Source organism: Ensifer sp. Root278, assembly GCF_001429285.1.
Classification (GTDB): domain Bacteria; phylum Pseudomonadota; class Alphaproteobacteria; order Rhizobiales; family Rhizobiaceae; genus Ensifer.
The window spans coordinates 92,725-117,500 of record NZ_LMJJ01000023.1 but is presented as its reverse complement, the minus strand read 5'-3'; the positions used below and the strand labels follow the sequence as shown (position 1 = coordinate 117,500).

Below are 24,776 nucleotides of genomic sequence, written 5' to 3'. Positions count from 1 at the left end.
TAAAACCAGCGCCGCCGTCGACAAGTTGTTGGCGGCGGCTTTCTTATGCAGATTTCGGTGATAACTTCCCCGCGGCACGGGGCCTTCTACCGTATTTTGGGCGTCACCAATTGGATGATGTGATCCATGCACGCAGCAGGGCAGCGCCGTCATGGCGCAACGATTTGGTGCAGTCTTGCGCTCGCCATTGTCCTTCATGCCATCGTCATCCTGGCACTCTGCTTCGTTCCTGAACCTGAGGCCCCAATTCCTTTCCCGGAGGAAAGCGTCGCCGTTGAAATAGTGAAACTGCCGACGGTTGCTGCGGAAACAACCAAGCCCAGGTCCGGTGCTTCTCACGTCGGTGAGGCAGTTGCGCAAGAAGCCGCGCCCGAACGGGCCGTACCGGCGGCGACATTGCCGGACGTGCAGCCGGCAATTCAAGCCAAGCGGTTCTTTTCGGCGGCAATTCTCGCCGACCCGCGCAGCAAGCAGGCGCTGAAGGGGCTCTCCCAGCTCGCGGCGGATGAACGCATTGTCCAGATTTGCAATCTCGAGGCTATGGAGCAGGTTCATCGCTGGCGAGTTGATTTCAAACCGGATTTTCTCGTTGCCTACGCTATGGCGGATATCCGATTGGTAGGTACGAACCTCCGCGCCGATGGTGCTGCATTTTGCAGCAACGACCGCTGGTACAACATTAAGTTCGACTGCGAAGCTGCCCCGGATATCAAGCGTCGTCGCGTTCGAATTTCAGATGGGCGATGAGATTCCTGAGAGTGAATGGGAGGGGCACTTCCTCTCCGCTGGCACCAAAGCCCGCTGATCGCGGCAGTGGTCGACGTCCGACCGCTTGGTGCGTGCTTTGGCCCTATCCCACGGGAAGCTGGCTGCGGGGCGGATCAAGCCGAGGCTGTCCCGCCTTTTGGGTGACCTGCGCGGCAGCAGTGCTTGAGCATCTTGCCGGATCCGCAAGGGCAAGGGTCGTTGCCGCGCAGTTGCAGGCGGCCAATCAGCGGCAATAGCGCCGCGGAGGGGAGGATCCCTGAAATCAGGATCGCCAATCTGGCAGACATGCCGGGAATGACTAGCCGTCGGCGGGCTTTGAAGCCGCGCCAAGCGCAGTTCGCCACGTATTCCGGAGTGGCTTTCGGCAAAACCTTGAACAATGCAGCCCTGTTGGCGCCTGATTTTTCAAGGAATTCGGTCGACACCGGCCCCGGCGCGACGCAGGTCACCGTTACACCCGTCTTCCGCGTCTCCTGGTACAACGACTCGGAAAAGGAACGCACGAACGCCTTGCTCGCGTAATACATGGCCATGTACGGGCCGGGGGTGAAGCTGGCCACAGAGGCGAGGTTGATAACGCCGCCACGGCCTCGCTCGACCATGCCCGGCAACAGGTGCAATGTCAGGTCAGCGAGGGCACGGATATTGACGTCGATCATTCCAACCTGGTCGGCAATCGGCAAAGCGGTTGCCGCGCCACGCAGGCCATAGCCGGCGCTGTTGACGAGGACGTCGCAGAGAAGGCTTTCCCGCGCGAGGAACTCTTCGAGAATCGTCTTCGCATCGTCGGCGGTGAGATCGACTGGTAGGGAGAATGCCTCGCCGCCCGCCTGCTTGATGGAGGATTCCACGGCGTGCAGCCCCCCAAGTGATCGTGCGACCAATACGACAGGTGCACCATCTCGCGCGGCAAGCTCGGCAATGGCTCTGCCTATGCCTCGTGACGCTCCGACTACAACAATTGCGAGTCGTGGTTTTTGATCCGATATCATGCTGACGGTTCCGGCGCCGTGCTTGGCAGGATTTGAGCAGCGGAAAGGCTAGCCACCTCGTCAGCGATCTCCCCGTTCAGTATTTCCTCGAAACGAGCCAATGCGCGCGCGACATTGGCGCCGTCCATGACGCGGTGGTCGTAGTGAATGCGTACGGTGACCGATCCGTCTTCGCCGATCGGGCCATAGTTGAAGATCGTCGTGAGCGGCGTCAGCGGATTGAGCGACTCGGCACCCAGGCCGGAATAGACCGACAACTGGAAAGTCCCGAATCGGTGGCCCCGCTGACGTCCCATGTTGAGGCCGAGCCACATCAACAACCTCCGCAGCGGCGCGGGCAAGCGCGCAATTTTCAGCGCACGCCGGAATTCCCTGATCTCAAGAACGGGACGGGATCGAGCCTCCTGAAGCAGGGCGCTCAACTCGGGGATCGACCGCTGCTCGGGTGTCTTGATCGTACTGAGAAGCACAACCCGTTCACCTTCGTGTTCGCGCTCGTGCGCCACGGACGCGACGCTTCCCGGGTACTCATAGAGTTGCGATCTTGGCAGCTTGACATAGGCCCGGCGGAGCTCCGGTGTCTCCTTGGAAAGTAGCCCGTACCCCTTGAGGAACAGCACTGTCCAGGAGGGGCGTTCCGTCTGGCTCGTCCTGGCTTCCTGCAATCCACTGATATTCATCTGTCGCTGTACCGTGACCCGCGGCACGGCGATCGAAAATCGCATCAGATCCCCGACAAGGCGTCGTGCCGCAGAAAGCTTGACCGGTCGGCCTCGCATCGTGCCACCTCTAGTAAAGATAAGGTATAATGCGCTTGGTCCTGTCCATGTAGGCGCGATACTCAGGACCGAAGAATTCCAGCATCAGGCGCTCCTCCTTGTCCACACGCAGGAAAAAAAGCACGGCGAAACCAGCGACTCCCAAGAGGCCCGCCACCCAGTTCGACAGCAGAAACATCTGGCCGATCGCCATGAGCAGGAAGCTTGTATACATCGGATGGCGCACGACGGCATACGGGCCCTTGCTGATCAGTTGATGCTTTTCGCGGATTTCCAGCGAGATCGACCAGTTTCGGCCGAGTTCCTTGTGGGTGCGACGGAACGTCCACAGAGCCAAAGCAAAGATCAGGCCCCCAAGCCCCACCATCCAGGCATGCGCGGGATAGTCGGCAAATGCGGGAATTCCTGTTGCAACGTAGAACCCAGGCAAAATCGCAAGGCCTAGTAAAGCGGCAGCCAAGCCAATCGTATCGGTCACCGAGCGGCGGCTGCTCATCACCCGCACACGCTTTGCACGGCGCTCGAATGGGTAACGAACCACATACCAGGCAACGATGCCTATGACCCACACGATTTCGCCAATGGAAGCGACAGACATGTTCACGTTGATTCACCTAAGCTTTTGTTGGGCTTCTGTACGCCGCAACGGCAAAGGACGAGACTGCCATGCGCCGCTTCGACCTGACAAGGTGCTAAAGTTGAGGAGTGCGCGCCAAGGCTGATGTCGGCTCGACCATGAGGGGCGCTGGTCGTAGCCAACGATGGCGCATCTGACCCTTGGTCGCCTGATAGCCGAGGAGTCTGTGCCCTCGTCAGCCTACCCGCCATTCATCTCGCGTAGCCTTGTGATGAATTGCTGGGGCCTGAGCCAGATGCCCGGTGTCTTGTATCCCATGGAACGCGCGATATCGGCCACAAACGCGTTGCAGTTGTAGAGCGACGCATGCCAGAACTTGGCTTCGGCCTTGAGTTTTCGGATTTTGGCGACGACGTCTCTGTACTCCGGTTCGGTCAACATGACGCGCCAGCTCGCAGACCTGTATCGGTCCTCAAGGTCACCGTCGCTCACGCCCGTCTCGGCCGGGACGGGGAGAACATGGCCCAGCACGTAGGGAGCGGTGTCGTTTGTTGCAGGAGCAAGTCCCGCCACTTCCGGATTGACCATCGCTCCCGACTTGGTCAGGCGGCCAAAAACCACATAGGAATGGCCGTAACTGAGCGCATAACGCGAGCGGAATTCGATGAAGTAGCCCTGATCGCGCTGTTGCGATGGGCTGCCCGCAACGCTTGAGACATAGCGTGGCTGCGGGCCCTTGTCTTGCGATTGGCACGCCGTAACCGCCATGGCGGCTAAGACGACGAACGGAATGCGACCTAGTACACGCGTCATTACTGCGCCAAATCTCCCGAATTCCAATGGGCACTTGAACTTGCCGCCTGGGCTTATCGATCCACGCGCCACGACGCATGGCCAAGGCGGCCACGATCATTCAGGGCGGGGAGGACCGTGAGATCCTCCCCGAATTAGCGTCAGTCACTATTTGTAGACGGGCGCCGGTTCTTCGGCCACCGGTGGCGGGGCCTTGCCTTTGCCTTTGCCGATTGTTCCGCAAGCGGAGAGGCTGGCAACGGAAAGCAACGCAACTGCTACGATTAGAATTCTGCTCATCAATATTTCCTTCCCTCTGTGATCGGAATGGTTATTCGAAGGCAACATTCATAGTATTAGTGGCATTTCGAGATTCGGCCTAGTGCGGAAAGGGCACACTCGTCAGTCGGATTATCGTTACCAAACTTTGAAGATTTAAATGCATGTCGGCCTTACCCCAATACCGCACTCAGATAGAGTACATCATCAAATGATCAATACCGGAGTTCCAACAGGCGTCCGCGCGTAGAGATCAACGATATCGTCGTTCGTAAGTCGGATGCAGCCGTTGGAAACCGCCTGCCCTATGGTCCAAGGTGCGTTCGTGCCGTGGAGGCGGAACTTGGTATCCTGACCGTTGCGATAAAGGTATAGGGCTGAGGCCCCCAACGGGTTGTGGGGACCGCCGGAAACTCCACCGGCGTATTGCGCCAGCTCCGGCTTGCGTCTGATCATGCTTGCGGTCGGCGTCCATGACGGCCATTCGGCCTTTCGGCCGACAACGGCCTGGCCTTTGAGGGTAAGGCCCTCCTCTCCGACGCCTATTCCGTAGCGCATCGCCCATCCACCATCTTCGATCGAGTAGAGGTAGCGTTGCGTAGTGTCCACAACAATCGTTCCGGCTGGCTCGTTGCCGTCGTATCGGACGTGTTGTTTTCGGTAGCGGCGATCGACGCCGGGCGTTCCGCCATACAGGGATGGAAACGAAACGCGCGGCCAACTTGAACTGCACCCGGCCAACAGCCCAAGGCTGCCGATGACCAGGAATCTCCGTGTAATGCGGTGATTGTCCATCTTTACCTGCTGAGAAAAATGGTGCGCCCCGATTCGTTTTTTAGCATTACAATATTCTCTGTCCAAGTTCCAATGAACTACACCCGGCAACAGGATAGATAATGACACTCCAGGTTTTTCACCCGCGTTCCGGGTGAATTGGACAGAAAGGACTGTATATCTGGAAAGAGGGCCTGGGTGCAGTGCATGAATCGGGTAAAAAAATATCGCGATTCTTGTGTGTTGCTGCTGCTGTTTGATTGGAAGATCGGGGCTTCGAGTGCATTTCATGGAATGACTTGCGATGTCGCGCGCGCTGGATTGGTCGAAAGCTAAACGTTAGGAATGACAGTATGAATCTAGGCTTCGCTGGGAAGGTTGCGCTTGTGACGGGCGCCGGTTCCGGAATTGGCGCAGCCGTGTGCCGGCAACTCGCTGCTGAGGGAGCGGAAGTAGTTGCTGCGGATGTTGACGCTGCCGCCGTGCGCCTGGTTGCCGAAGAAATTCGCGCGAACGGGGGCAAGGCCCACGATGTCGCGGCCGATGTCGCCGATCCCGCCGCGGTGGAAAAGCTGGTGGCGTTCGCCGTGCAGACCTGTGGTGGTCTGCATCTGGCGGTCAACAACGCCGGCATCGAAGGCATCCGCAAGGCGACAGCCGACTATCCACTCGATGGCTGGCATGCATTGATGAACGTGAACTTGCATGGCGTTTTCTACTGTATGAAGTACGAGATCGCGGCCATGGTGGCGCAAGGTGGGGGCGCCATCGTCAACACGTCTTCCATTCTGGGCTCAGTCGCGCTGCCGACCGCTGCCGCCTATACGGCCGCCAAGCACGCAGTGGTTGGGCTGACGAAGGCGGCCGCGATCGAGTATGCCCGAGCTGGGGTTCGCATCAATGCCGTGGCGCCTGGCTGGATCGACACGCCGCTCTCTTCAGAGAATGCGGACGTGGCAAGCAGTAGACGCATGATGTCGCTGCAACCAATGGGACGTCGCGGTACGCCAGACGAGGTAGCGGCTCTGATCTGTTTCCTGTTGTCGGAGCAGGCGAGTTTCATCACCGGAAGCGTTCACCTCGTAGACGGCGCCTATACTGCTCACTGAGCTAGCTGCATCTCTCAATCGTTGAAAAATTGATGCCCCGCTGGTCAAGGCCGGTGCCGCTAGCGGCGACCGCGCCTTTTCTGCATGCGTATCATCCAAAATAAAAACGTTTTTATTTTCCTTGAAAACGTTTTTATTGGCTGCTACCTCTAATCTCCAGGAGAAGGCCGGGGCCTGGGAGGGTGCATGGCGACTGAGATCCACAGGGTGCGGCGCACACCGACGCCGACAATCAAGACCTTGGCCGAGATGACGGGCTATTCCATCGCCACGATCTCGAAGGCGCTGCGCGAATCTCCCGTGGTCGCCCCGGCGACAAGAGACATCATCTACAAGGCGGCACGCGAGGTCGGTTACCAAGCCAACGCGCGCGGGATGGCGCTTCGCACCGGCAAGAGTTTTCAAGCCGCCGTGCTGATGCCGGTCACTGCCGCGCGTGACTACGAGTGGGACGGCGTCGAGTACACCCAGACCTTGAGCGGCATCAGCCAGGCGCTCGATGGCACGGACTATCGCATGTCCGTGCATGTCATCCGCGATGCGGCCGATGGTGCTGAAGCCGCGCGCCGGATCGTCGATCAGGGGCTGGCCGATGGCCTGATCTTCTCTGGCATTCTCGCCGAAGACCCGCGCATCGATCTGCTCGTTGCCGAGCATTTCCCCTTCGTCTCGATGGGGCGCTGCCACAAGGATCTCGACTATGCCCATGTCGACATCGACAACGAATGGGCCGCCCATGCGGCGACCGCGCGACTGATCGCCGGTGGCCACCGTCGCATTGCGCTTGTCAATCCGGAGCGGCGGCTCTCGTACGCGATCGACAGGATCGACGGTTTTGTCCGGGCGTTCCGCGAGGCGGGTCTCGATGCGCCGGTGGAACTGATCGCCGAGGGCGACCTCTCGACCCATTTCGGCCGGAAGACGGTGATCGACTTCCTGCAGCTCGACGATGCCCCGACCGCTTTTGTCTGCATCAACGAATCCACAACGCTCGGCGTGCTCTCGGGACTTGGCAGCCTTGGCCGCCAGGTCGGCGTCGATGTCGACGTCATCGCCTATGACGACATCAATGTCAGCGCCTACTTCACGCCGCCGATCACCACCTTCTACCAGCCGATCGAGGTGCTCGGCCGCACGCTCGGACAGTTCCTGCTGCGCCGCATGGAGGGGGAGGACCCTGGGGCGTTGCGGCAGGTCTTCAGGCCGACGTTGATCGCGCGGCAGCCTGACAATCTCGGCGGCCGCCTGAGCCAAAGCTAATTATCCAAGGAGGAGAACCATGAAAAAACTGATGATTGCCCTGGCTGTAGCAGCCCTTGCTTCGAGCGTGTCTCACGCCGCCGATCTCGGCGGCAAACTGCTGAAGGTCGGCTCCGACACGACCTCGCCACCGATGGAGAGCATCGATCCGGCGACCGGACAGGTCGTCGGCTTCGATGTCGATGTGGTCAACGCCGTCTGCGCCAAGATCAACTGCCAGGCCGAATTCGTCACGACTGGCTGGGACGGCATCTTCGCAGCCCTCGACCAGGGCAGCTTCGACCTCGTCGCGTCGGGCGTCTCGATCACCGAGGAGCGCAAGAAGGCGATGGATTTCTCGGATCCCTACATCGTCAACAGCCAGGCGGTGCTGATGCGCGTTGAAGACCAGGGCATCACGCTCGACCGCTTCAAGGACGCCGGCAGAAAGCTTTCCGCCCAGGCGAACACGACAGATGCCCAGGTTGCCGAGGGTGTCGTCGGCAAGGAGAACGTCGCCGCCTACGATACCTTCAGCGCCGCGATCATCGCGCTCAAGAACAAGGACGTCGACGGCGTCGTCATCAACGGCGCCAATGCGGCCGCCTACGAACGCGAATTCGCCGGGGAGCTCGTCGTTGCGATCAAGGACCTTGAATCCGATCCGCTCGGTCTCGTCTTCCGCAAGGGCGACGAAAACGTTGCGGCCTTCAACGAGGGCCTGAAGATGATCAAGGACGACGGCACGCTCGACCAGCTCGTCAACAAATACTGGGGCCTCAAGTAAGCTCACAATGCCGATCGGACCCGGAGCGCGTGCTCGCACTCCGGGTCTTCCGTCTGTCTACTATGCCCCGGAGGAATGAATGTCGTTCCTGAGAAGCGTGCGTCCGAGCAATCTCATCATCCTGACCGCGCTGCCCTTCATCATCTATCTCTTCATTTCCTCCGGCGACTACCAACGCTCGCTGAGAGCGATCCTCGGTGTCGAAAACGGCTCGTCGGCCTTCGTGCCGGGCTTTCTGGCGCTGGCGATCGCGTTTGCGTCAGGGATCACTTTGCTCGTTTTCTCGCGCGCCAAGGCGCCGCGTCCGCGACTGGCCAATGTCGCAGCCGTGCTCAATCTTGCCGCGGCGGCCGTCCTCGTCATCGGCCACAACATCCATCCCTTCGTCGCATCCGTCGTTGCCAACGGTGTCGATCCGTTCAAGTCGACACTGATCGCCAAGGGCGTGACGCCACGGCAATTGACCGAGGCGGCCGATCTGATGGTGCGTGGCGTCGAAGCGTGGCTGTTCCCACTTTATTTCGCGGTTACCGTGATCGGCCTCGGCCTTTTCTTCCTGAGCAAACGTTCAGGCTCAGCGCCTGACGACCGGGTGCGGCGCCTTGCCCGCTGGATCCTCGGTATTGTCAACGGTGCGGGTCTGGTCTTCGTCTTCTTCTTCGCCCACATCGCATTTGCCGCGGGCGTCGCGACCACCATCCGTGCGGCGATAGCGGCCTACATCCTGGCAGCGCTGATGGGCCTTGTCTGGGTCGGGTTGCTGCAACTCAGATCGACGGTCAGGACCAGCCTCTACTTCGCCATTGCTACGCTGGTGCTGGCGCTGGCCGCCGGCTGGTTCCTGCTGCAGCCGCGCGATACCTACGTGCTCGCCGGCACGCTTGGGGGCAAGGTCGGCATCGTCACCAACACACCGGCGGGCCTGATCGGCGCCGTGCGTTTCGGCCAGTATGACGGCGCGCCGCAAGCGGAGACCCCGGTGCGCACCTTTGTCGGCCCAACCGAGGCGCTGGCCTCGATCGCCAAGGGCGAGGGCGTTTCGGCAGCACTGCTGCCGGCAGCCTCCGCGCCAGCCGACATGCCCGTGCTCTGGAAGACCGAAGCACTGAACGACCGCGATCGGGCAGCGGGTGTCACCGTTGCCGTGCTTGCCATCATTCTTGGCCTGCTGACCTTCGGCGGCTACCTGCATCAGCGCCACCCGCTGGCGATCGGTTCGGAATTCATCGTCGATACGATCCGCGGCATCCCCATGCTTGTGATCGTGCTCTATGTCGGCCTGCCCTTGAGCGGCGCGCTCAAGGATGCGACCCAAGGCGTGCTCGACCCGCCGAACCTGATGCGCGGCATCGTCGCGATGGCGCTTGCCTACTCGGCCTATCTCGCCGAAATCTTCCGCTCGGGCATCAACGCCATTCCGGTCGGCCAGGTCGAGGCGGCGCGCAGCATCGGCCTCAACCGCTGGCAGACGGCACGCCTCGTCGTTCTGCCGCAGGCCTTCCGCATCATCATTCCGCCGCTCGGCAATGAACTGATCGCGATCCTCAAGGACACGTCGCTGCTGTCGATCCTGTCGATCCGCGACATCACCCAGCGCATGCGCGAGTTCCAGTCGGCAAGCTTCCTGCCGTTCGCGCCCTATAACTCGGCGGCGATCTTCTACATCTTCCTGACGCTGGCTGCCGCCAGCCTCGTCAACATGATCGAGCGGAAATATGACATCAAGCACCGCTAGACATCGCACCGTGCTGATTACAGGCGCTTCCCGCGGGCTCGGGGCAGAACTGGCGCGGATCTATGCCGAGGACGGCTGGCGCGTTCTCGGCTGTGCGCGGGGGTCCATTCCGCGCACGGACGAAACGGATCGGTTTCACCTGGATGTCGCCGACCCCGCCTCGATCGAGGCTGTTGGACGGGCGCTTCAGGGCGTGGCGATCGACGTGCTGATCAACAATGCCGCCGCGCGCGGCGACACGGGCGGCCTTCCAACGCTTGAGACGGACGACTTTCTCACTGTCATGCGCGTCAACGCGCTGGCGCCGCTTCTGGTGACGCGGGCGCTTCTTGCCAGCCTTAAGGATGGAGAGCGTCGGGTCGTCGCCAACATCAGCAGCCGCGCCGGCTCACTCGCCGAGGGCACGCTCGACGACGACGACGGCGACTACGCTTATCGCTGCTCGAAGGCGGCGCTGAACATGGCGACGGTCAAGCTCGCCCAGGATCTGAAGGGCGACGGGATTTCGGTGCTGTCGCTGCATCCCGGCTGGGTGCAGACGGATATGGGTGGCAGCGATGCCGTCGTTTCGGTGGCAGCGAGCGCTGCCGGGCTGAAGGCGATCATCGACAGGGCAGATATGGCCGATAGCGGCAGTTTCCGCGCCTATGACGGGCGGCGGGTTTCGTGGTGACAGGACGGGCAGAGACAATGGCAGAGAGAGATTTGAGAACCGAGCAGGAATTGGCGACGATCCGCGCCTGGCTCAGCGACACCTACGGCATCGAGGCGAGCCTCTCGCCGCTGCCGGGCGAGCACGATCTCAACTACCGGGTCTCGGACGTTGACGGACAGGAATACCTGCTGAAGCTGCACGCGACCTGCGACGCCGACGAGCTCGACATGCAGGTGGCGGTGCTGGAACATCTTGCCGCCAAGGCATCCGATCTGTCGGTCTCACGCGCGTTTCGCGATCGCTCCGGCGCCGTCACCAGCAAGATCGAGCTTCGCGGCCCGCGCACGGCGCGGCTACTCTCATGGCTGCCGGGCGACATCTGGGCGAAGGCGCCGCTGCGCGACGCGGCGAGCGCCGAAAGCCTCGGACGGTTGCTGGCTGGTCTTGATCGCAGCCTCGAAGGCTTCACGCACGCTGGCACCAAGCGGCTCTATGCTTGGGACATCGGCCGGGCCGACATGCATCGCAAACACTTGGAACTGATCGACGGCCCGGACAAGCGCGCGGCGGTCGACGCGATCCTTGATCATTTCGCTTTGGCTGTCCTGCCTCGCCTTGCGACCTGCCCGATGCAGGTCATTCACAACGACGCCAACGACTACAATGTGCTGCTCGACGGCCAGGGCCAGGTCAGCGGCCTGCTCGACTTCGGCGACATGGTCGAGACCTGGCGCGTGATCGAAATCGCCGTCGCGTCGGCCTACGCGCTGATTGGATCCGCGGATCCGGTCGGGACCATTGCGGCACTCGCGGGAGCCTATCATCACGTCAATCCGCTGAGTGAAACCGAAGTCGAACTGGTCTTCGATCTCGTGCTCACACGCTACGCCGTCAGCATGTGCATGGCGGCCAAGCAGATCCGCGAGAACCCCGAGAATACCTACCTGCTCGTCAGCCAGGAGGATGTCTGGCGCGAACTGAAACGTCTCCGGAGCGAGAACCGGGCGATCGCCATTGCCCGCATCCGCGATGCCTGCGGTTTGGCGCCGCTTCCGCATGCGGCCGCGGTCGTCCGTTGGCTCGAGAAGAACGCGCACGATTTTGCGCCGATGGTACGTCCTGACGTCGCTAAGCCGAAGGTCGCTGTGTTCGACTTCTCCGCATCCGCCCCGGAGGCCGCGCGATGGGCGAGCCTCGATGCCGCAGAAGCCGAGGCGCGCATAGCCGCGCAGATCGGCAGCGAGCGTGCGGCCTTTGGCATCGGTCTTTATGGCGAAGACCGGGGCATCTATCAGGGTGAGGCTTACGAAACATCGGTGGAAGGCGCGCGTCGCTCGGTACATCTCGGCGTCGACATCTTCGCGCCGGCGCACGAGCCGGTTTCGGCACCCTTCTCCGGCAAGGTCGCCTTCATTCACGATGACGCCGTCCCCTACGGTTTCGGCCCGACCGTGCTGCTCGAGCATGAGATCGATGGTGGTGTCTGCTTCTGGACGCTCTACGGCCACCTGTCACGCGAAAGCGTCGCCAAGCTCTCCGTGGGGCAGGCGATCGCCAAGGGCGAGGTCTTCGCCGCCTTGGGCGCGGCCGAGGAAAATGGCAACTGGGCGCCGCATCTGCATTTCCAGATCGTCACCGATCACCTCGGCCTCGGCGGTCAGATGCATGGCGTCGGCGTGCGCGACCAGTGGCAGGTATGGCGCGAAGTGAGCCCGGATCCGAGCGTGGTGCTCGGTCTCTCCGTGCCAGTTTCGGTGATCGTGCCGCGCGGCAAGGAATTCCTTGTGCGTGAGCGCCATCGTCGCATCGGCCGGTCGCTCAGCATCGCCTATAGCGCTGCACCCCTGAAAATTGTCGGCGGCGAGGGCGCGCGCCTGATCGACGAGGAGGGCACACGCTGGCTCGACATGGTCAACAATGTCTGCCACGTCGGCCATTGCCATCCGCGCGTCGTTAGGGCGGCGCAAGCGCAGATGCAGCGGCTCAACACCAATTCGCGCTATCTGCACGATTCTCTGGTCGAGTACTCACGCCGGCTTGCCGAGCAGTTCCCGGAGCCCTTGAACGTCTGCTTCTTCGTCAATTCCGGCAGCGAAGCAAACGACCTCGCCATCCGCTTGGCGCGTGCCTATACCGGCAACCGCGACATCATCACCGTTGACCACGCCTATCACGGCCATCTGTCGAGCCTGATCGACGTCAGCCCCTACAAGTTCGCCGGCAAGGGCGGGGAAGGGCAGCAGGCGCATGTGAAGGTCGCCGAGATGCCCGACCTTTATCGCGGGCGTTACCGCTACGGTGATGAGCACGCGGGCAGGAAATATGCCGAGGACGTGCGTAACCAGGTGGCAGCACTTGCGGCCGATGGTCGTCGCCCTGCACTGTTCTTCAGCGAGGGCATTCTCGGAACCGGCGGGCAGTTGACACTGCCGGAAGGCTATCTCCGGGAAGCCTATGCACATGTGCGCGCGGCCGGTGGCCTCTGCCTTGCCGACGAGGTGCAGGTCGGTTTCGGCCGCGTCGGCAGTCATATGTGGGCGCACGAGCTGCAGGGCGTGGTGCCCGACATCGTCACCATGGGCAAGCCGATCGGTAACGGCCACCCGATGGCCGCCGTCGTCACCACAGAGGCGATCGCCGCCTCGTTTGCCAACGGCATGGAGTATTTCAACACCTTCGGCGGCAACCCGGTTTCGGCCGAAATCGGCCTTGCCGTGCTCGATGTCATCCGCGACGAGCGGCTGATGCATCATTGCCGGGTCGTCGGCGACCGGCTGATGGATGGCGCGCGGGCGCTCGCCAGCAAGCATGCGATCATTGGCGACGTCCGCGGCCACGGTCTCTTCAACGGCATCGAACTGGTGCGCGATCGCGAGACATTGGAGCCGGCAGCACGCGAACTCGATTTCGTCATCGCCGAGATGAAGCGGAAATATCGGATCCTGCTCAGCAGCGAGGGGCCGCACCACAATGTGCTGAAGGTTAAGCCTCCGGCGCCCTTCAGCGCCGAGGATTGCGACCGCTTCCTCAACGCGCTCGATGAAACGCTCGGACGTCTAAGCGTCTGAGACAAAAGACTAAAAACGGCCGCCCCGAGCGGCCGCTTTTTATTGCTTACGGCCCTCAACAGCAAAATCGGATCGACGCAATTTTCTGCTTTACAAGAAAGTTAAACGTTTTTATCGTGCATATAAACGTTTAACTAAGCGCATAGCTCGTGCCGGTGGCCTCTGCTAAGCGCTTGCCGGCAGGGAGGGCCCGTTGGCAGCGATCCGTATCGAAAATTTGCGCAAAGGCTTTGGTTCGCTCGAAGTCTTGAAGGGTATCAACCTCGATATCGCCGACGGCGAGTTCGTGTGCTTCCTCGGCCCGTCGGGTTGCGGCAAGAGCACGCTGCTTCGCTCCATTGCCGGGCTTGAGGATCTGGATGGCGGCTCCATCCGCCTCGGCGAGCGCGACATCACCGACGTCTCCTCGGCCAAGCGCGACATCGCCATGGTCTTCCAGAACTACGCACTCTATCCGCACATGAACGTGCGCAAGAACTTGTCCTTCGGCCTGGCGCTGAACGGCATGAAGCGCGACGAGATCGACCGCCGCGTCGACAATGCCGCCGACATCCTGCGCATCAAGGAGCTGCTTGCCCGCAAGCCGCGCCAGCTTTCCGGCGGTCAGCGCCAGCGCGTGGCGATCGGCCGCGCCATCGTGCGCGAGCCGAAGCTGTTCCTGCTCGACGAGCCGTTGTCGAACCTCGATGCCGGCTTGCGCGTCACCATGCGCGTCGAGCTTGCGGCACTGCATGAACGTCTCGGCGTGACGATGATCTACGTGACCCACGACCAGGTCGAGGCGATGACGCTGTCTGATCGTGTCGTGGTGCTCGACAAGGGCAAGGTCAGCCAGTTCGGTACGCCGCTCGAACTCTTCTACCAGCCGGCCAATCTGTTCGTTGCCGGCTTCATCGGTTCGCCGCGCATGAACTTCGTCACGACCGAAGTGACCGGGCAGGTCGATACATCGGTGACGCTCAACGGCGGCGGTCTCGCCCATCCGCTCAAGCTCGAGATGCTGGCCGCAGCCCCGATTGCCAAAGCCAAATCCGTCACGCTCGGCATTCGCCCCGACAAGATCGAGCTGGTCTCGGCCGAAGAAAGCCATCTCGTCGGCGACGTGCGCCTGGTCGAGCGGCTAGGCACCGAAAGCCACGTCCATATCAGCCTTGAGAACGGCGGCGACATGACCGCTGTCGTCCGCGGCACGCATCCGGTTTCCGCCCGCGAGCGCGTGCACCTGCGCCTGCCGGCAGAACATTGCCATCTGTTCGACGGCGACGGCCAGGCGGTCGCGCGCAGGCTCGATGCCGAGACGCAGGCGCTGATCAATCAGGAAAAGGCGCAGCGGGTCGCGTAACCCGAATGAGGAGGAGAAGCATGCTCAACAGGAAGTCCATCATCGGCTCGCTGATGGTTCTGGCAATGGCCGGAGCCGCCACGGCCCGCGCGGAAGAAGTGCTGCGTTTTGCAACCTGGGACACGGACGAAAGCCTGGCGATCCAGCAGGAAATCGCCAAGAAGTTCGAAGAAAAGCACCCGGGCGTGAAGGTCCAGGTCGAGCCCTATGCGGATGGTTACGATCAGAAGCTGATCGCCGCGTTCGGCGCCGGCAACCCGCCTGACGTTATGTATATGTGGAACTTCCCGCAATACTACACGTCGCTGAAGCCGCTGGACGATCTGATCGCCAAGGATGCGGCCGAGCTCAAGCCGGACGACTTTCCGAAGGGCCTGATGAACACTGTTCGTGTCGAGGGCAAGACCTACGGCATGCCGTCGGGCTTCACCACCCAGGTGGTGTTCTACAACAAGGACATGTTCGCCAAGGCCGGCGTCGAGGAGCCGAAGGACGGCTGGACCTGGGACGACCTGCGCGCCAAGGCGGCCAAGTTCCGCGACGAGCCGAACAAGGTCTATGGCTTCGCCGTCGACGCCAAGCCGGACCCCTATGACTTCGAACAGTTCCTCTGGTCGAACGGTACCAAATACATCTCCGACGACGGCAAAAAGATCGACGGCTACATGAACAGCGATGCGGCAGCGCAAGTGCTCGACATGTTCGCCGACATGGCCAAGAAGCAGGAAGCGATCACGCTGAACCTCGGCGACGACACAACCGGCAGCACGCTCTTTAAGGGCGGCAAGATCGCCATGTTCCAGAGCGCCATGTGGTCGAAGTCCGGCATCGATGCTTCAGGCATCAAGTATGGCGTCGCGTCGCTGCCGAAGTTCGGCGACAAGACCGCCCATTCGGCGCTCGGCGTCTCGGCGATCTCGATCGCCAAGGACGCGACCCATCCGGATCTCGCCTGGGAATTCGTCAAATTCTTCTCCTCACCCGAAGCTGTCGCCATGCGCGTCAACGACCTGCCGGTGCGCACCAGCGTTGCGGAAGAAAAGGGCATGACCAAGGACCCGATCTACAAGCCCTTTTTCGACATTCTCGCGACCTCGAACACCGAGACCCACGCGTTCCTGAAGAACGCCAACTGGGGCAAGGTCCAGGACAATCTCGCTCGCGCAATCGAGGCGACGATGATCGACCAGGGTAACGCCAAGCAGCATCTCGACGATGCGGTCAACCGCTCGAAGCGGCTGATGAAGTAAGAAAAGGGAGTACGGGGAGATGGATATGACCTATGCCGGTGCAGAGCCAAAGGTGGCAAGGCGCAAGCGCTCCGCCATCGCGCGCTATGCAGCGCCCTATCTGTTCATCTCCCCGTGGATCCTCGGGTTCCTGTTCTTCACGCTTGGTCCGCTCGTCTTCTCGCTGACGATGAGCTTCTACGACTGGCCGGTTGTCGGCGAGCGCAGCTTCGTCGGGCTCGAAAACTATCGTTCCATGCTGTTCGAGGACCCGCAGTTCTGGGAAAGCCTGTGGATCACGGTGAAGTTTGCGGCGATCTATGTGCCGTTCAACATCGTCATGTCGTTCCTTTTGGCGCTGATGCTGCATCACATCACCTTTGCCAGCGGCTTCTTCCGCACCGCCTTCTACCTGCCGAGCGTCATTTCCGGCGTCGCCCTGGTGACGATTTGGAGCTGGATCTACAGCAGGGAATACGGTCTTCTGAATTTCATGCTGTCCTTCGTCGGCATCGACGGACCGAACTGGCTCGGCGATCCGAACCTTGCGATCGTCGCAATCATCATCGCCAGCCTCTGGGGCCTCGGCGGCACCATGCTGATCTTGCTCACCGGCCTGAAAGCCATCCCGAAGGAACTCTACGAGGCGGCGACCGTCTCCGGCGTTCCCGGCTGGGCGCAGATGGTGTTCATCACCCTGCCGATGCTCGGTCCGATGCTGCTCTTCACTTTCATTACCTCGATCATCTCGGCCTTCCAGCAGCTGACGATCGCGCTTCTCTTGACCAAGGGCGGACCGCTCGGCTCCACCTATTTCTTCGCCATGTACATCTACGACAACGCCTTCAAGTACTTCGACATGGGCTACGCCGCCGCCGGCTCCTGGGTGATGTTCATCATCGTGCTCATGCTCAGCCTCGGCGTCATGCGCTGGTCGGCCGCCTGGGTCTATTACGAAGGCGAAGTTCGCCAGAACGATGGAGAGAACAATGCGTAAGACGCTGCTCTATTCCACGCTCATCCTGCTCTCGGCGCTGTTCATCGCGCCGTTCTACTGGACCTTCATGACGGCGATCAAAAGCTCCGCCGAGCTTTACCAGTTCCCGCCGGTCTTCTGGCCGTCCGAATGGCATTGGGAGAACTTTGCCGCCGCCTGGAACAAGCAGCCATTCGGCACCTACCTCACCAACTCACTGATCGTGGTGGTGCTGTCGACGATCGGCCAGCTGATCTCCTCGTCGCTGGTTGCCTATGGTTTTGCCCGCTTCCGCTTTCCCGGTCGCGATCCGCTGTTCATCCTGCTGCTGGCGACCATGATGATCCCTTGGGACGTGAAAATGATCCCGCTCTACATGGAGTTCAACCTGCTCGGCTGGATCAACACGCTGAAGCCGCTGATCGTGCCGGCCTACTTTGCCGACGCCTTTTTCGTCTTCCTGCTCCGGCAGTACATCATGACCGTGCCGATGGAGATCGACGAGGCCGCGCGCATGGATGGCGCCAACGCCTTCGACATCTACTGGCGCATCCATCTGCCGCTGATGATGCCGGCGCTGGTGCTGGTCGGCACCTTCCACTTCATGAACGCCTGGAACGACTATCTTGGCCCGTTGATCTTCCTCAACGACCAGTCGAAATACACGCTGACGCTCGGCCTCTCGATGTTCAAGGGATTGCACGAGGTGGACGTGACCTCGATCGCCGCGATCACCGTCATCCTCTGCCTGCCGCCACTCGCGCTGTTCTTCGTCGCCCAGCGCTACATCATGGATGGCGCGGTCGGATCGTCGGTGAAGGGATAACGGCATGCTGTTCGATATCGACTTCGTGCCCTTCAGCCGCAGAGGCCGGTTCCTGACGCTCTCGATGATGCGGGTGCCGGGCCGCGATGGCGAGCGCGCGCTTTATCTGCGCCATGTCGCCGGCGGCGACGAACGGCCGTCGCTCGGGCGTCTCTGCCGCGTCGAGTTTCTCGATGCTGATGGCGAGACCATGGCGCCTGTGCTCGTGCTTTCACCGGAGCGGCTCGACGCCCGCGTCGGCGAAGGAGAAGTCACCTTCGTCATCGGCGAAGGGGAAAGGCTGCACGTCGCCGGCAAGAAGGCGGGCGTCCGCTTCCATCTCGAAGGATCGCGCTACGACTACGTCTACCGCACGCCGAAGGGCGAGGATTGCCTGGTCGCCGCGGTCGAGAACGTCAAGTTCATCCCCCGGGCGATCGCTGGCGAGCTGAAGGTCACCGGTGCCTGGCAGCGCGATCATTCGGAAGACGTCTCCTTCGCCTTCTCCAGCGCGGGAGCCTTCGAGGGCAATGTCGATTTCTTCCGCACCGTGCCGCCAGTCGATCGGCCCGGGCGTTTCGCCGAGGCTCTTTCAGGCGCCGCGGCCGAATTCGCCGAATGGCACACACGCGGTCCCAAGGGCGTCGCAGGCCAGGACGAGGCGCATCGTCTCGCGAGCTATCTGCTCTGGGCTAACGGCGTGCCCGCCGGCGGTGCGCTGACGCGGCCGGCGATCTATATGTCCAAGAACCACATGATCAACATCTGGAGTTGGGATAACGCCTTTTCCGCCCTCGGCGTCGCCGCCTTCGACCCGGATCTCGCCTTCGACCAGTTCGCGGCGATCTTCGATCACCAGGATGCCTCCGGCCTGCTGCCTGACTATATCAACGACCGCGACGTGCTCTTCGCTTTTACCAAGCCGCCTGTGCACGGCTGGGCGGTATCGTTGATTTCGGCTGCCGACCCGTCTTTCCTCACGGCAGAGCGCAAGTCTTACCTGCGCGATGCCATCGGCCGCCAGGTCGACTACTGGCTGACTCATGGCCGCAAGGATGCGGCGAGCCTGCCGTCCTATTTCCACGGCAACGACAGCGGCTGGGACAACGCCACCTTCTTTGCCGAAGGCGGCCCGGTGATCTCGCCGGACCTGCCGGTTTTCCTGGTCCTCGCCTGCGAGACGCTCGCGAACCTGCTGGAGGAAGACGCGGAGCGTCAGGCGATGTGGCGCCGCAAGGCGGATGAGCTGCAGACCCTGCTGTTCGAACGTCTGTGGACCGGCGAGACTTTTGGCGCGCGGCTCGCCGCGGATCCGGAGCGGATCCTGCCGGGAGACAACCTCATCCAGTTCATGCCGCTGCTCTTGGGCGCGCGACTGGTGCCTGAGATGCGCGAGAAGCTCGTTGCAAGACTCGTTGCTGGCGGCTTCATCACCGAATGGGGACCGGCGACGGAGAGCCCGCTCAGTTCCTTCTACGAGGACGACGGCTATTGGCGCGGGCCGATCTGGGCGCCGACCACGCTTCTGCTCTGGGACGGTCTTCGCCGGCAAGGGCAGATTGAACTTGCGCATGAAGTCGCGGAAAAGTTCTGTTCACTTGCCAGCAAAAGCGGTATGGCCGAAAACTTCGATGCGCGCTCGGGGAGGGGGCTTCGCGATCGGGCATTCGCCTGGACATCCGCAGTCTATCTTCAGCTGGCGGCATCGCTCAGCCGACCCAAATCATCGTGATCTAGCAACCCGTGACGAGCCGAGACGCCATGCAGAGACCGACGATCAAGACCATCGCGCAGGAGACGGGGCTTTCCATCGCCACCGTGTCCAAGGCCCTGAAGCATTCGCCTCAGGTTCGCCCGGAAACGCGCGCGATCGTGATCGAGGCGGCGACACGCGTAGGCTACGAACTGAACATGCATGGCGTGCAGCTGCGCACCGGCAAGACCTATCAGGTCGCCGCAATCATGACGGCGCCGGGCCCGAAACAGAACGAATGGGAAGGCGTCGAATACGCCCAGCTCCTGAGCGGCATTTCCTGGGCGCTGGAAGACAGCCCCTATCGCGTTTCGCTCTATGCCGTTCGCAATTTCGAGGAAAGTCAGGCGGTCATCAAGCAGATCGTGTCGCTGAAGAAGGCCGACGGCATCATCATTTCGGGCACTCGCGCCGACGACCCGCGCATCCGCACCATGCAGGCGGCGGACTTTCCTTTCGTCACCTACGGCACCAGCATCCACAACGCGCCGCATGCCTATGTCGATGCCGACAACGAGCAGATGATCCGGGTGTCGATGGCGCGGCTGGTCGAGCGCGGCCATCGCCGTATCGCACTGCTCAACCCGCTCTCGGAATTGAGCTATGGCATCACCCGGCTCGAAGCTTACAAGCGTGCCCTTGAAGTCGCTGGCCTGCCCTACGATCCGGCCCTCGTTGCCCACGGCCGGCTGACGCCCGCCTTCGGCCGCGAAAACGTGCTGACGATGTCGGAGCTCAGCAATGCGCCGACCGCCTATATCTGCGCCAATGAAGCCTCGGCGCTCGGCGCCTTCTCCGGCTTTCACGAGCGCGGGCTAGTGCATGGGCGTGATGCGGTGATCAATGCCACCGACGACCTCAATGTCAGCCAGTATTTCGCGCCGCCGATCACCACCTATTACCTGCCGATCAGCGAACCGAGCAGCCTGCTCGGTGCCTATATCCTGAGGCGCATGGAGGGCGAGCCGCCGGAGGCGCTGCAGACGCTCCTGATGCCAAACCTCATCGAACGCTGCGACGATCGCTTGAACCCGAACCGTTGACGAACTTTTCGCCCGATTAGGGCGCCCTTTCATGTTCTTGAATATAAACGTTTATATTCAAGACGAGACAGACAAAACCCGAGGCTGGAACCAACCGGCCGAATGAAATGACGAAGGACCGGACCCCCGTGCACATGCCCCTGACGAGATCGAACCGCTTCAACGCCAAAGAGCAGCAGACCGACATGCTGGAACTCGGCGTCTGCTACTATCCAGAGCAGTGGCCGCGCGCGAAGTGGGAGGAGGACGCGCGCCGCATGGTCGAGCTCGGGCTTGCCTGGGTGCGCATCGGTGAATTCGCCTGGGCGAAGATCGAGCCGAGGTCGGGTGAGTTCCATTGGGAATGGCTGGACGAGGCGATCGAAGTGCTCGGCAATGCCGGCCTCAAGGTGATCCTCGGCACGCCGACCGCCGCCCCGCCGAAGTGGCTGATCGATCGCTATCCGGATATCCTGCCCGTCGACGTCAAGGGCGTGGTGCGCAAGTTCGGTGCCCGCCGTCACTACTGCTTTTCCAGCCGCCGCTACCGCATCGAAGCGGCGCGCATCTCGCAAGCCATGGCCGAGCGCTACGGCGATAATGCCTTCGTGCACGCCTGGCAGACGGATAACGAATATGGCGACCACGACACGATCTACAGCTATTCCGACGAGGCGCTGCGCGCCTTCCGCGAATGGCTGGCTGAGCGCTACGGCACGGTCGAGGAACTGAACCGGGCTTGGGGCACGGCATTCTGGGCAATGAACTATCTGAGCTTCGACGAGGTCGAACTTCCCAACAATCTTGTGGAAGAGCCGAGCCCGACTCATATCGTCGACTATATCCGCTTCTCCTCCGACCAGGTGAAGAGCTTCAACAAGGCGCAGGTCGATATCATCCGCAAACACTCGCCGGGCCGTCCGGTGACGCACAATTTCATGTCGCAAAATACCGATTTCGATCACTACAAGGTCGGCGAGGACATCGATATCGCGTCGTGGGACGTCTATCCGATGGGTGGACTGCTCAACGGCCGTCTCTCCTCCGAAGACAAGGGCCGTTACCTCCGCGTCGGCGATCCGGATCAGCCGGCCTTCAACCACGATCTCTACCGCGCCGTCGGCAACGGTCGCGTCTGGGTGATGGAGCAGCAGCCGGGTCCGGTGAACTGGGCTTCGCACAACCAGTCGCCGGCCGACGGCATGGTCCGGCTCTGGACCTGGCTCGCCTATGCCCATGGCGTCGACATGGTTTCCTATTTCCGCTGGCGCCAGGTGCCGTTTGCGCAGGAACAGTTCCATGCCGGACTGCTCTTGCCGAACAGCGAGGCGGACCAGGGATATCTCGAAGTTGCGCAGGTCGCCGAGGAGATGAAGCGGCTGCCGAAGGGCGAGCGCCGCGAGAAGGCCAAGCTCGCGATCCTGCTCGACTATAATTCGCGCTGGGCGACCCGGGCGCTGCCGCAGGGCCGCACCTATCTGGCGTCGCAGATCGCGCTCGACTGGTACTCGACCGTCGCTCGCTTCGGCGTCGACGTCGACATCATCGGCCAGCACTCGGATCTCGAGGGCTACCAGTTGGTGCTGGCGCCCGACCTCGTAATTCCGGATCAGGCGTTCGTTCAGAACCTAGCCGCTTCCGGCGCCAAGGTTCTGTTCGGACCGCGCAGTGGAAGCAAGACCGAGGATATGCACATTCCCGAAGGCTTGCCGCCAGGGCCGCTCGCCTCGCTGATCGACGTCAGCGTCGCGCGCGTCGAGTCGCTTCCGGAGTTTCATGCCGAGAGCGTGCTTTACGGCAACGAGACTTACCCGGCTGGCGTCTGGCGCGAGACGGTCAGGACCAGAGAGAGCGTGCTTGCGACCTTCGAGGGTGACTACCGCAATGGTGCCCCGGCGCTAGTCGGCAACGACAAGGCGCGGTATCTGGCAACCGCGGCACGCGGTGAATTCTTGAGCAAGGTGATCGGCGATGCGCTTGGTTGGGCTTCGGTCGAGGCGCTCGCAGATCTCGGCGATCTGCGCATCACCCGTCGCGGCAAGCTTACCTTCGCCTTCAACTACGGCAAGACGGCCGTCGACGTGCCGGCAGCGGCCGGTGCGACCTTCCATGTCGGCGGCCGCAGGCTCGATCCGGTCGACGTCGCGATCTGGACGGAGTGATAGGGAAGCGGGCAACAGACCCGCTTTCCAACCGATCTCGCTCGTCACGCCGTGCATAGATCCGGGTGCGCGGTGTGGCGACGATGGCCTGTTTTGGCGCGAGACTCATGTCCGGGTCGGCTTCGACCTGAGGATGCGATGAGTGGCAGCCAGCGCAGAGGAGAATGCTCGCTCCGACCGGACGTGGGTGGCGCGCCGATATCTGCTGCCTGAAAAACGGTGCCCAGAAAGCGAGCTGACTGCATCCGGATAGGCGAAAGATGAGAACGGATCTCCGGCAAGCCTTTGAAGACGCGGGTATATGAGACTGGCACAGGCTTTGCATTCCTGTCTTGTATGCAAGATAGAGCAGCACCGACGTTCCATAATCCGATCGAGAAGGCCATCGTCTCCGGCATCCTCTCGGGCCGCATAAAGCCCGGCACACGGCTCAGCGAGAACCAACTGGCCTCTCTCTTCGGCGTGTCGCGGACTCGTGTGCGCGAAGCGATGATGCGCCTCGAGACACGCTGCATCGTTCATGTCAGCCCGCGTAGAGGCTGGTTCGTCGCGGAACCGTCTGCCGAAGAGGCGACGATGGTCTACGGCGCGCGACGCGTCATCGAAGCTGGGCTGCTGCGCAGCATGCGGCGGCTGGCGGAGAGCGGCCGCGACAGGCTGCATGCCCACCTTGCCGAAGAGAAAGCGGCGATCGAAGCCGACGATCGCCAGCGCCTCACCTGCCTGATGGGCGATTTCCATATTCGTGTGGCCGAATTGGCGGATAACGCCGTTCTCATCGAGATCCTTCGCGATCTCACGGCCAGAACCATTCTGATCTCGATGCTCTATCAGTCGGATTTTCACGCCGTGCAATCCCACCTCGGGCATTGCCGCATCGTCGAAGCGATGGAGCAAGGGGATTTTTCGAAAGCAGCCGCGCTTTCCGTCGAGCACCTGGACGAGGTGGAGACCGGGCTGGACCTGACGCAACACCCCGATCCCCTGGCCGACCTCCGGCGGTCGCTCGCGCTTCCTCCCCAGACCGTGACCCCGCCGTCAAGGACGTCACGCAGCAAAACACCGCGAACCCAAAAAGGAGAATGACCCAATGCTCGCAAGACGACTGTTCATAGCCATGGCGGCGATGGCCGCCACCATCGGCTTCGGCTCGGTTTCCCACGCCGACGCGCTTGGCGATATCACGTCCCGCGGCACGCTTCGCGTTGCCGTTCCCCAGGATTTTCCGCCTTTTGGTAGCGTTGGCACGGACATGGCGCCAATGGGCTATGACGTCGACATGGCCAATCTGATCGGCGACAAGCTCGGCGTGAAGGTCGAGCTGGTACCGGTCACTAGCGCGAACCGGATTCCCTATCTGCAGACAAACAAGGTCGACCTGGTGATTTCGAGCCTCGGCAAAAATCCAGATCGGGAAAAGGTCATCGATTTCTCCGCCGCCTATGCCCCCTTCTTCAATGGCGTGTTCGCGCCCGCGGAACTCGGGGTCACCAAGCCGGAGGAACTTACAGGCAAGGTCGTAGGCGTCACGCGCGGCGCGGTCGAAGACCTGGAACTGACCAAGATCGTGCCGGCCGATACCGTCATCAAGCGTTATGAAGACAACAACGGCACCATCTCTGCCTTCCTGTCCGGGCAGGTCGAGGCGGTTGCAACCGGCAACGTGGTGGCCGCTGCCATTCTCGCCAAGAACCCACCGAAGCGTCCGGAGCTGAAGTTCCTTATCAAGAACTCGCCCTGCTATATCGGGCTCAGCAAGGAGCAACCCGCCCTTCTCGAAAAGGTCAATGGCATCATCGCCGCCGCCAAGGCCGACGGCTCGCTGAACGCCATTGCGCAGAAGTGGCTCGGCACCGACCTGCCGACAGATCTCTGATCAACCGTCGCCGCGCCGTCTCGCCGCAGTGCGGGACGGCGCCACTGGATGTTCGTC

General features: G+C 61.7%; 21 protein-coding genes and 1 pseudogene. 16 read left to right on the top strand and 6 right to left on the bottom strand.

From position 1 onward, the window contains the following. Positions 1-126 precede the first annotated feature (126 nt). Positions 127-747, top strand: coding sequence for a DUF930 domain-containing protein (locus tag ASE60_RS33890; protein WP_082615904.1), 621 nt, complete (start codon positions 127-129; stop codon positions 745-747). Between the two features lie 134 nt (positions 748-881). Here ASE60_RS33890 and ASE60_RS17035 read toward each other — a convergent pair whose 3' ends face one another. The 6 genes from ASE60_RS17035 to ASE60_RS17015 form a co-directional block, all read right to left on the bottom strand. After that, positions 882-1,760 carry an SDR family NAD(P)-dependent oxidoreductase gene (locus tag ASE60_RS17035; protein ID WP_057251733.1) on the bottom strand — a complete coding sequence of 293 codons (879 nt, stop codon included), beginning with the start codon at positions 1,758-1,760 and terminating at the stop codon, positions 882-884. Further along, positions 1,757-2,539, bottom strand: a complete 783-nt coding sequence (locus ASE60_RS17030) for a hypothetical protein (RefSeq protein ID WP_057251732.1) — start codon at positions 2,537-2,539, stop codon at positions 1,757-1,759. Before ASE60_RS17030 ends, ASE60_RS17035 begins: the two co-directional genes overlap by 4 nt. Positions 2,540-2,549: 10 nt before the next feature. Further along, positions 2,550-3,137, bottom strand: coding sequence for a protein-S-isoprenylcysteine O-methyltransferase (locus tag ASE60_RS17025; RefSeq protein WP_057251731.1), 588 nt, complete (start codon positions 3,135-3,137; stop codon positions 2,550-2,552). 219 nt (positions 3,138-3,356) lie between these two features. Further along, positions 3,357-3,929 (bottom strand): hypothetical protein, encoded by a 573-nt coding sequence (locus tag ASE60_RS17020; protein ID WP_057251730.1) that lies wholly within the window; start codon positions 3,927-3,929, stop codon positions 3,357-3,359. A 147-nt stretch (positions 3,930-4,076) separates the two neighbouring features. Next, positions 4,077-4,208 (bottom strand): ABC transporter, encoded by a 132-nt coding sequence (locus ASE60_RS33885; RefSeq protein WP_082615903.1) that lies wholly within the window; start codon positions 4,206-4,208, stop codon positions 4,077-4,079. A gap of 186 nt (positions 4,209-4,394) precedes the next feature. Next, on the bottom strand, positions 4,395-4,982 hold the full coding sequence (locus ASE60_RS17015; RefSeq protein WP_057251729.1) for a L,D-transpeptidase: 588 nt from the start codon (positions 4,980-4,982) through the stop codon (positions 4,395-4,397). A 332-nt stretch (positions 4,983-5,314) separates the two neighbouring features. Between ASE60_RS17015 and ASE60_RS17010 the strand changes: the two genes are divergently transcribed. The 15 genes and pseudogenes from ASE60_RS17010 to ASE60_RS16940 all read left to right on the top strand — a co-directional run bounded on the left by ASE60_RS17010 (position 5,315) and on the right by ASE60_RS16940 (position 24,719). Beyond that, on the top strand, positions 5,315-6,070 hold the full coding sequence (locus ASE60_RS17010; protein WP_057251728.1) for a glucose 1-dehydrogenase: 756 nt from the start codon (positions 5,315-5,317) through the stop codon (positions 6,068-6,070). A gap of 186 nt (positions 6,071-6,256) precedes the next feature. Continuing rightward, positions 6,257-7,330, top strand: a complete 1,074-nt coding sequence (locus tag ASE60_RS17005; RefSeq protein ID WP_057251727.1) for a LacI family DNA-binding transcriptional regulator — start codon at positions 6,257-6,259, stop codon at positions 7,328-7,330. A gap of 19 nt (positions 7,331-7,349) precedes the next feature. Next, positions 7,350-8,096, top strand: a complete 747-nt coding sequence (locus tag ASE60_RS17000; protein WP_057251726.1) for a transporter substrate-binding domain-containing protein — start codon at positions 7,350-7,352, stop codon at positions 8,094-8,096. Between the two features lie 79 nt (positions 8,097-8,175). Next, the gene (locus ASE60_RS16995; protein WP_057251725.1) at positions 8,176-9,831 is read left to right on the top strand and encodes an amino acid ABC transporter permease; all 1,656 of its coding nucleotides are present in this window, start codon (positions 8,176-8,178) and stop codon (positions 9,829-9,831) included. A gap of 10 nt (positions 9,832-9,841) precedes the next feature. Then, positions 9,842-10,504 carry an SDR family oxidoreductase gene (locus ASE60_RS16990; protein ID WP_057251724.1) on the top strand — a complete coding sequence of 221 codons (663 nt, stop codon included), beginning with the start codon at positions 9,842-9,844 and terminating at the stop codon, positions 10,502-10,504. A gap of 17 nt (positions 10,505-10,521) precedes the next feature. Further along, complete coding sequence (locus ASE60_RS16985; RefSeq protein ID WP_057251723.1) at positions 10,522-13,554, top strand: aminotransferase class III-fold pyridoxal phosphate-dependent enzyme; 3,033 nt, start codon at positions 10,522-10,524, stop codon at positions 13,552-13,554. A 193-nt stretch (positions 13,555-13,747) separates the two neighbouring features. Further along, positions 13,748-14,921, top strand: a pseudogene (gene ugpC, locus ASE60_RS16980) (sn-glycerol-3-phosphate ABC transporter ATP-binding protein UgpC); the annotation flags it as partial. After that, on the top strand, positions 14,917-16,146 hold the full coding sequence (locus ASE60_RS16975) for a sugar ABC transporter substrate-binding protein (protein ID WP_057251721.1): 1,230 nt from the start codon (positions 14,917-14,919) through the stop codon (positions 16,144-16,146). The pseudogene ugpC and the gene ASE60_RS16975, both read left to right, overlap by 5 nt. A gap of 19 nt (positions 16,147-16,165) precedes the next feature. Continuing rightward, positions 16,166-17,122, top strand: a complete 957-nt coding sequence (locus ASE60_RS16970; protein ID WP_057251720.1) for a sugar ABC transporter permease — start codon at positions 16,166-16,168, stop codon at positions 17,120-17,122. Further along, complete coding sequence (locus ASE60_RS16965) at positions 17,115-17,927, top strand: carbohydrate ABC transporter permease (protein WP_057251719.1); 813 nt, start codon at positions 17,115-17,117, stop codon at positions 17,925-17,927. The genes ASE60_RS16970 and ASE60_RS16965 overlap by 8 nt, the downstream gene beginning before the upstream one ends. Before the next feature lie 4 nt (positions 17,928-17,931). Then, complete coding sequence (locus ASE60_RS16960) at positions 17,932-19,638, top strand: trehalase family glycosidase (protein ID WP_057251718.1); 1,707 nt, start codon at positions 17,932-17,934, stop codon at positions 19,636-19,638. 29 nt (positions 19,639-19,667) lie between these two features. Further along, complete coding sequence (locus ASE60_RS16955; RefSeq protein WP_057251717.1) at positions 19,668-20,702, top strand: LacI family DNA-binding transcriptional regulator; 1,035 nt, start codon at positions 19,668-19,670, stop codon at positions 20,700-20,702. A gap of 128 nt (positions 20,703-20,830) precedes the next feature. Beyond that, the gene (locus ASE60_RS16950) at positions 20,831-22,843 is read left to right on the top strand and encodes a beta-galactosidase (RefSeq protein ID WP_057252092.1); all 2,013 of its coding nucleotides are present in this window, start codon (positions 20,831-20,833) and stop codon (positions 22,841-22,843) included. A gap of 336 nt (positions 22,844-23,179) precedes the next feature. Beyond that, complete coding sequence (locus ASE60_RS16945; protein WP_057251716.1) at positions 23,180-23,929, top strand: GntR family transcriptional regulator; 750 nt, start codon at positions 23,180-23,182, stop codon at positions 23,927-23,929. Between the two features lie 4 nt (positions 23,930-23,933). Further along, entirely contained in the window at positions 23,934-24,719 is a 786-nt protein-coding gene (locus tag ASE60_RS16940) for a transporter substrate-binding domain-containing protein (protein WP_057251715.1), read from the top strand. Positions 24,720-24,776: the final 57 nt, after the last annotated feature.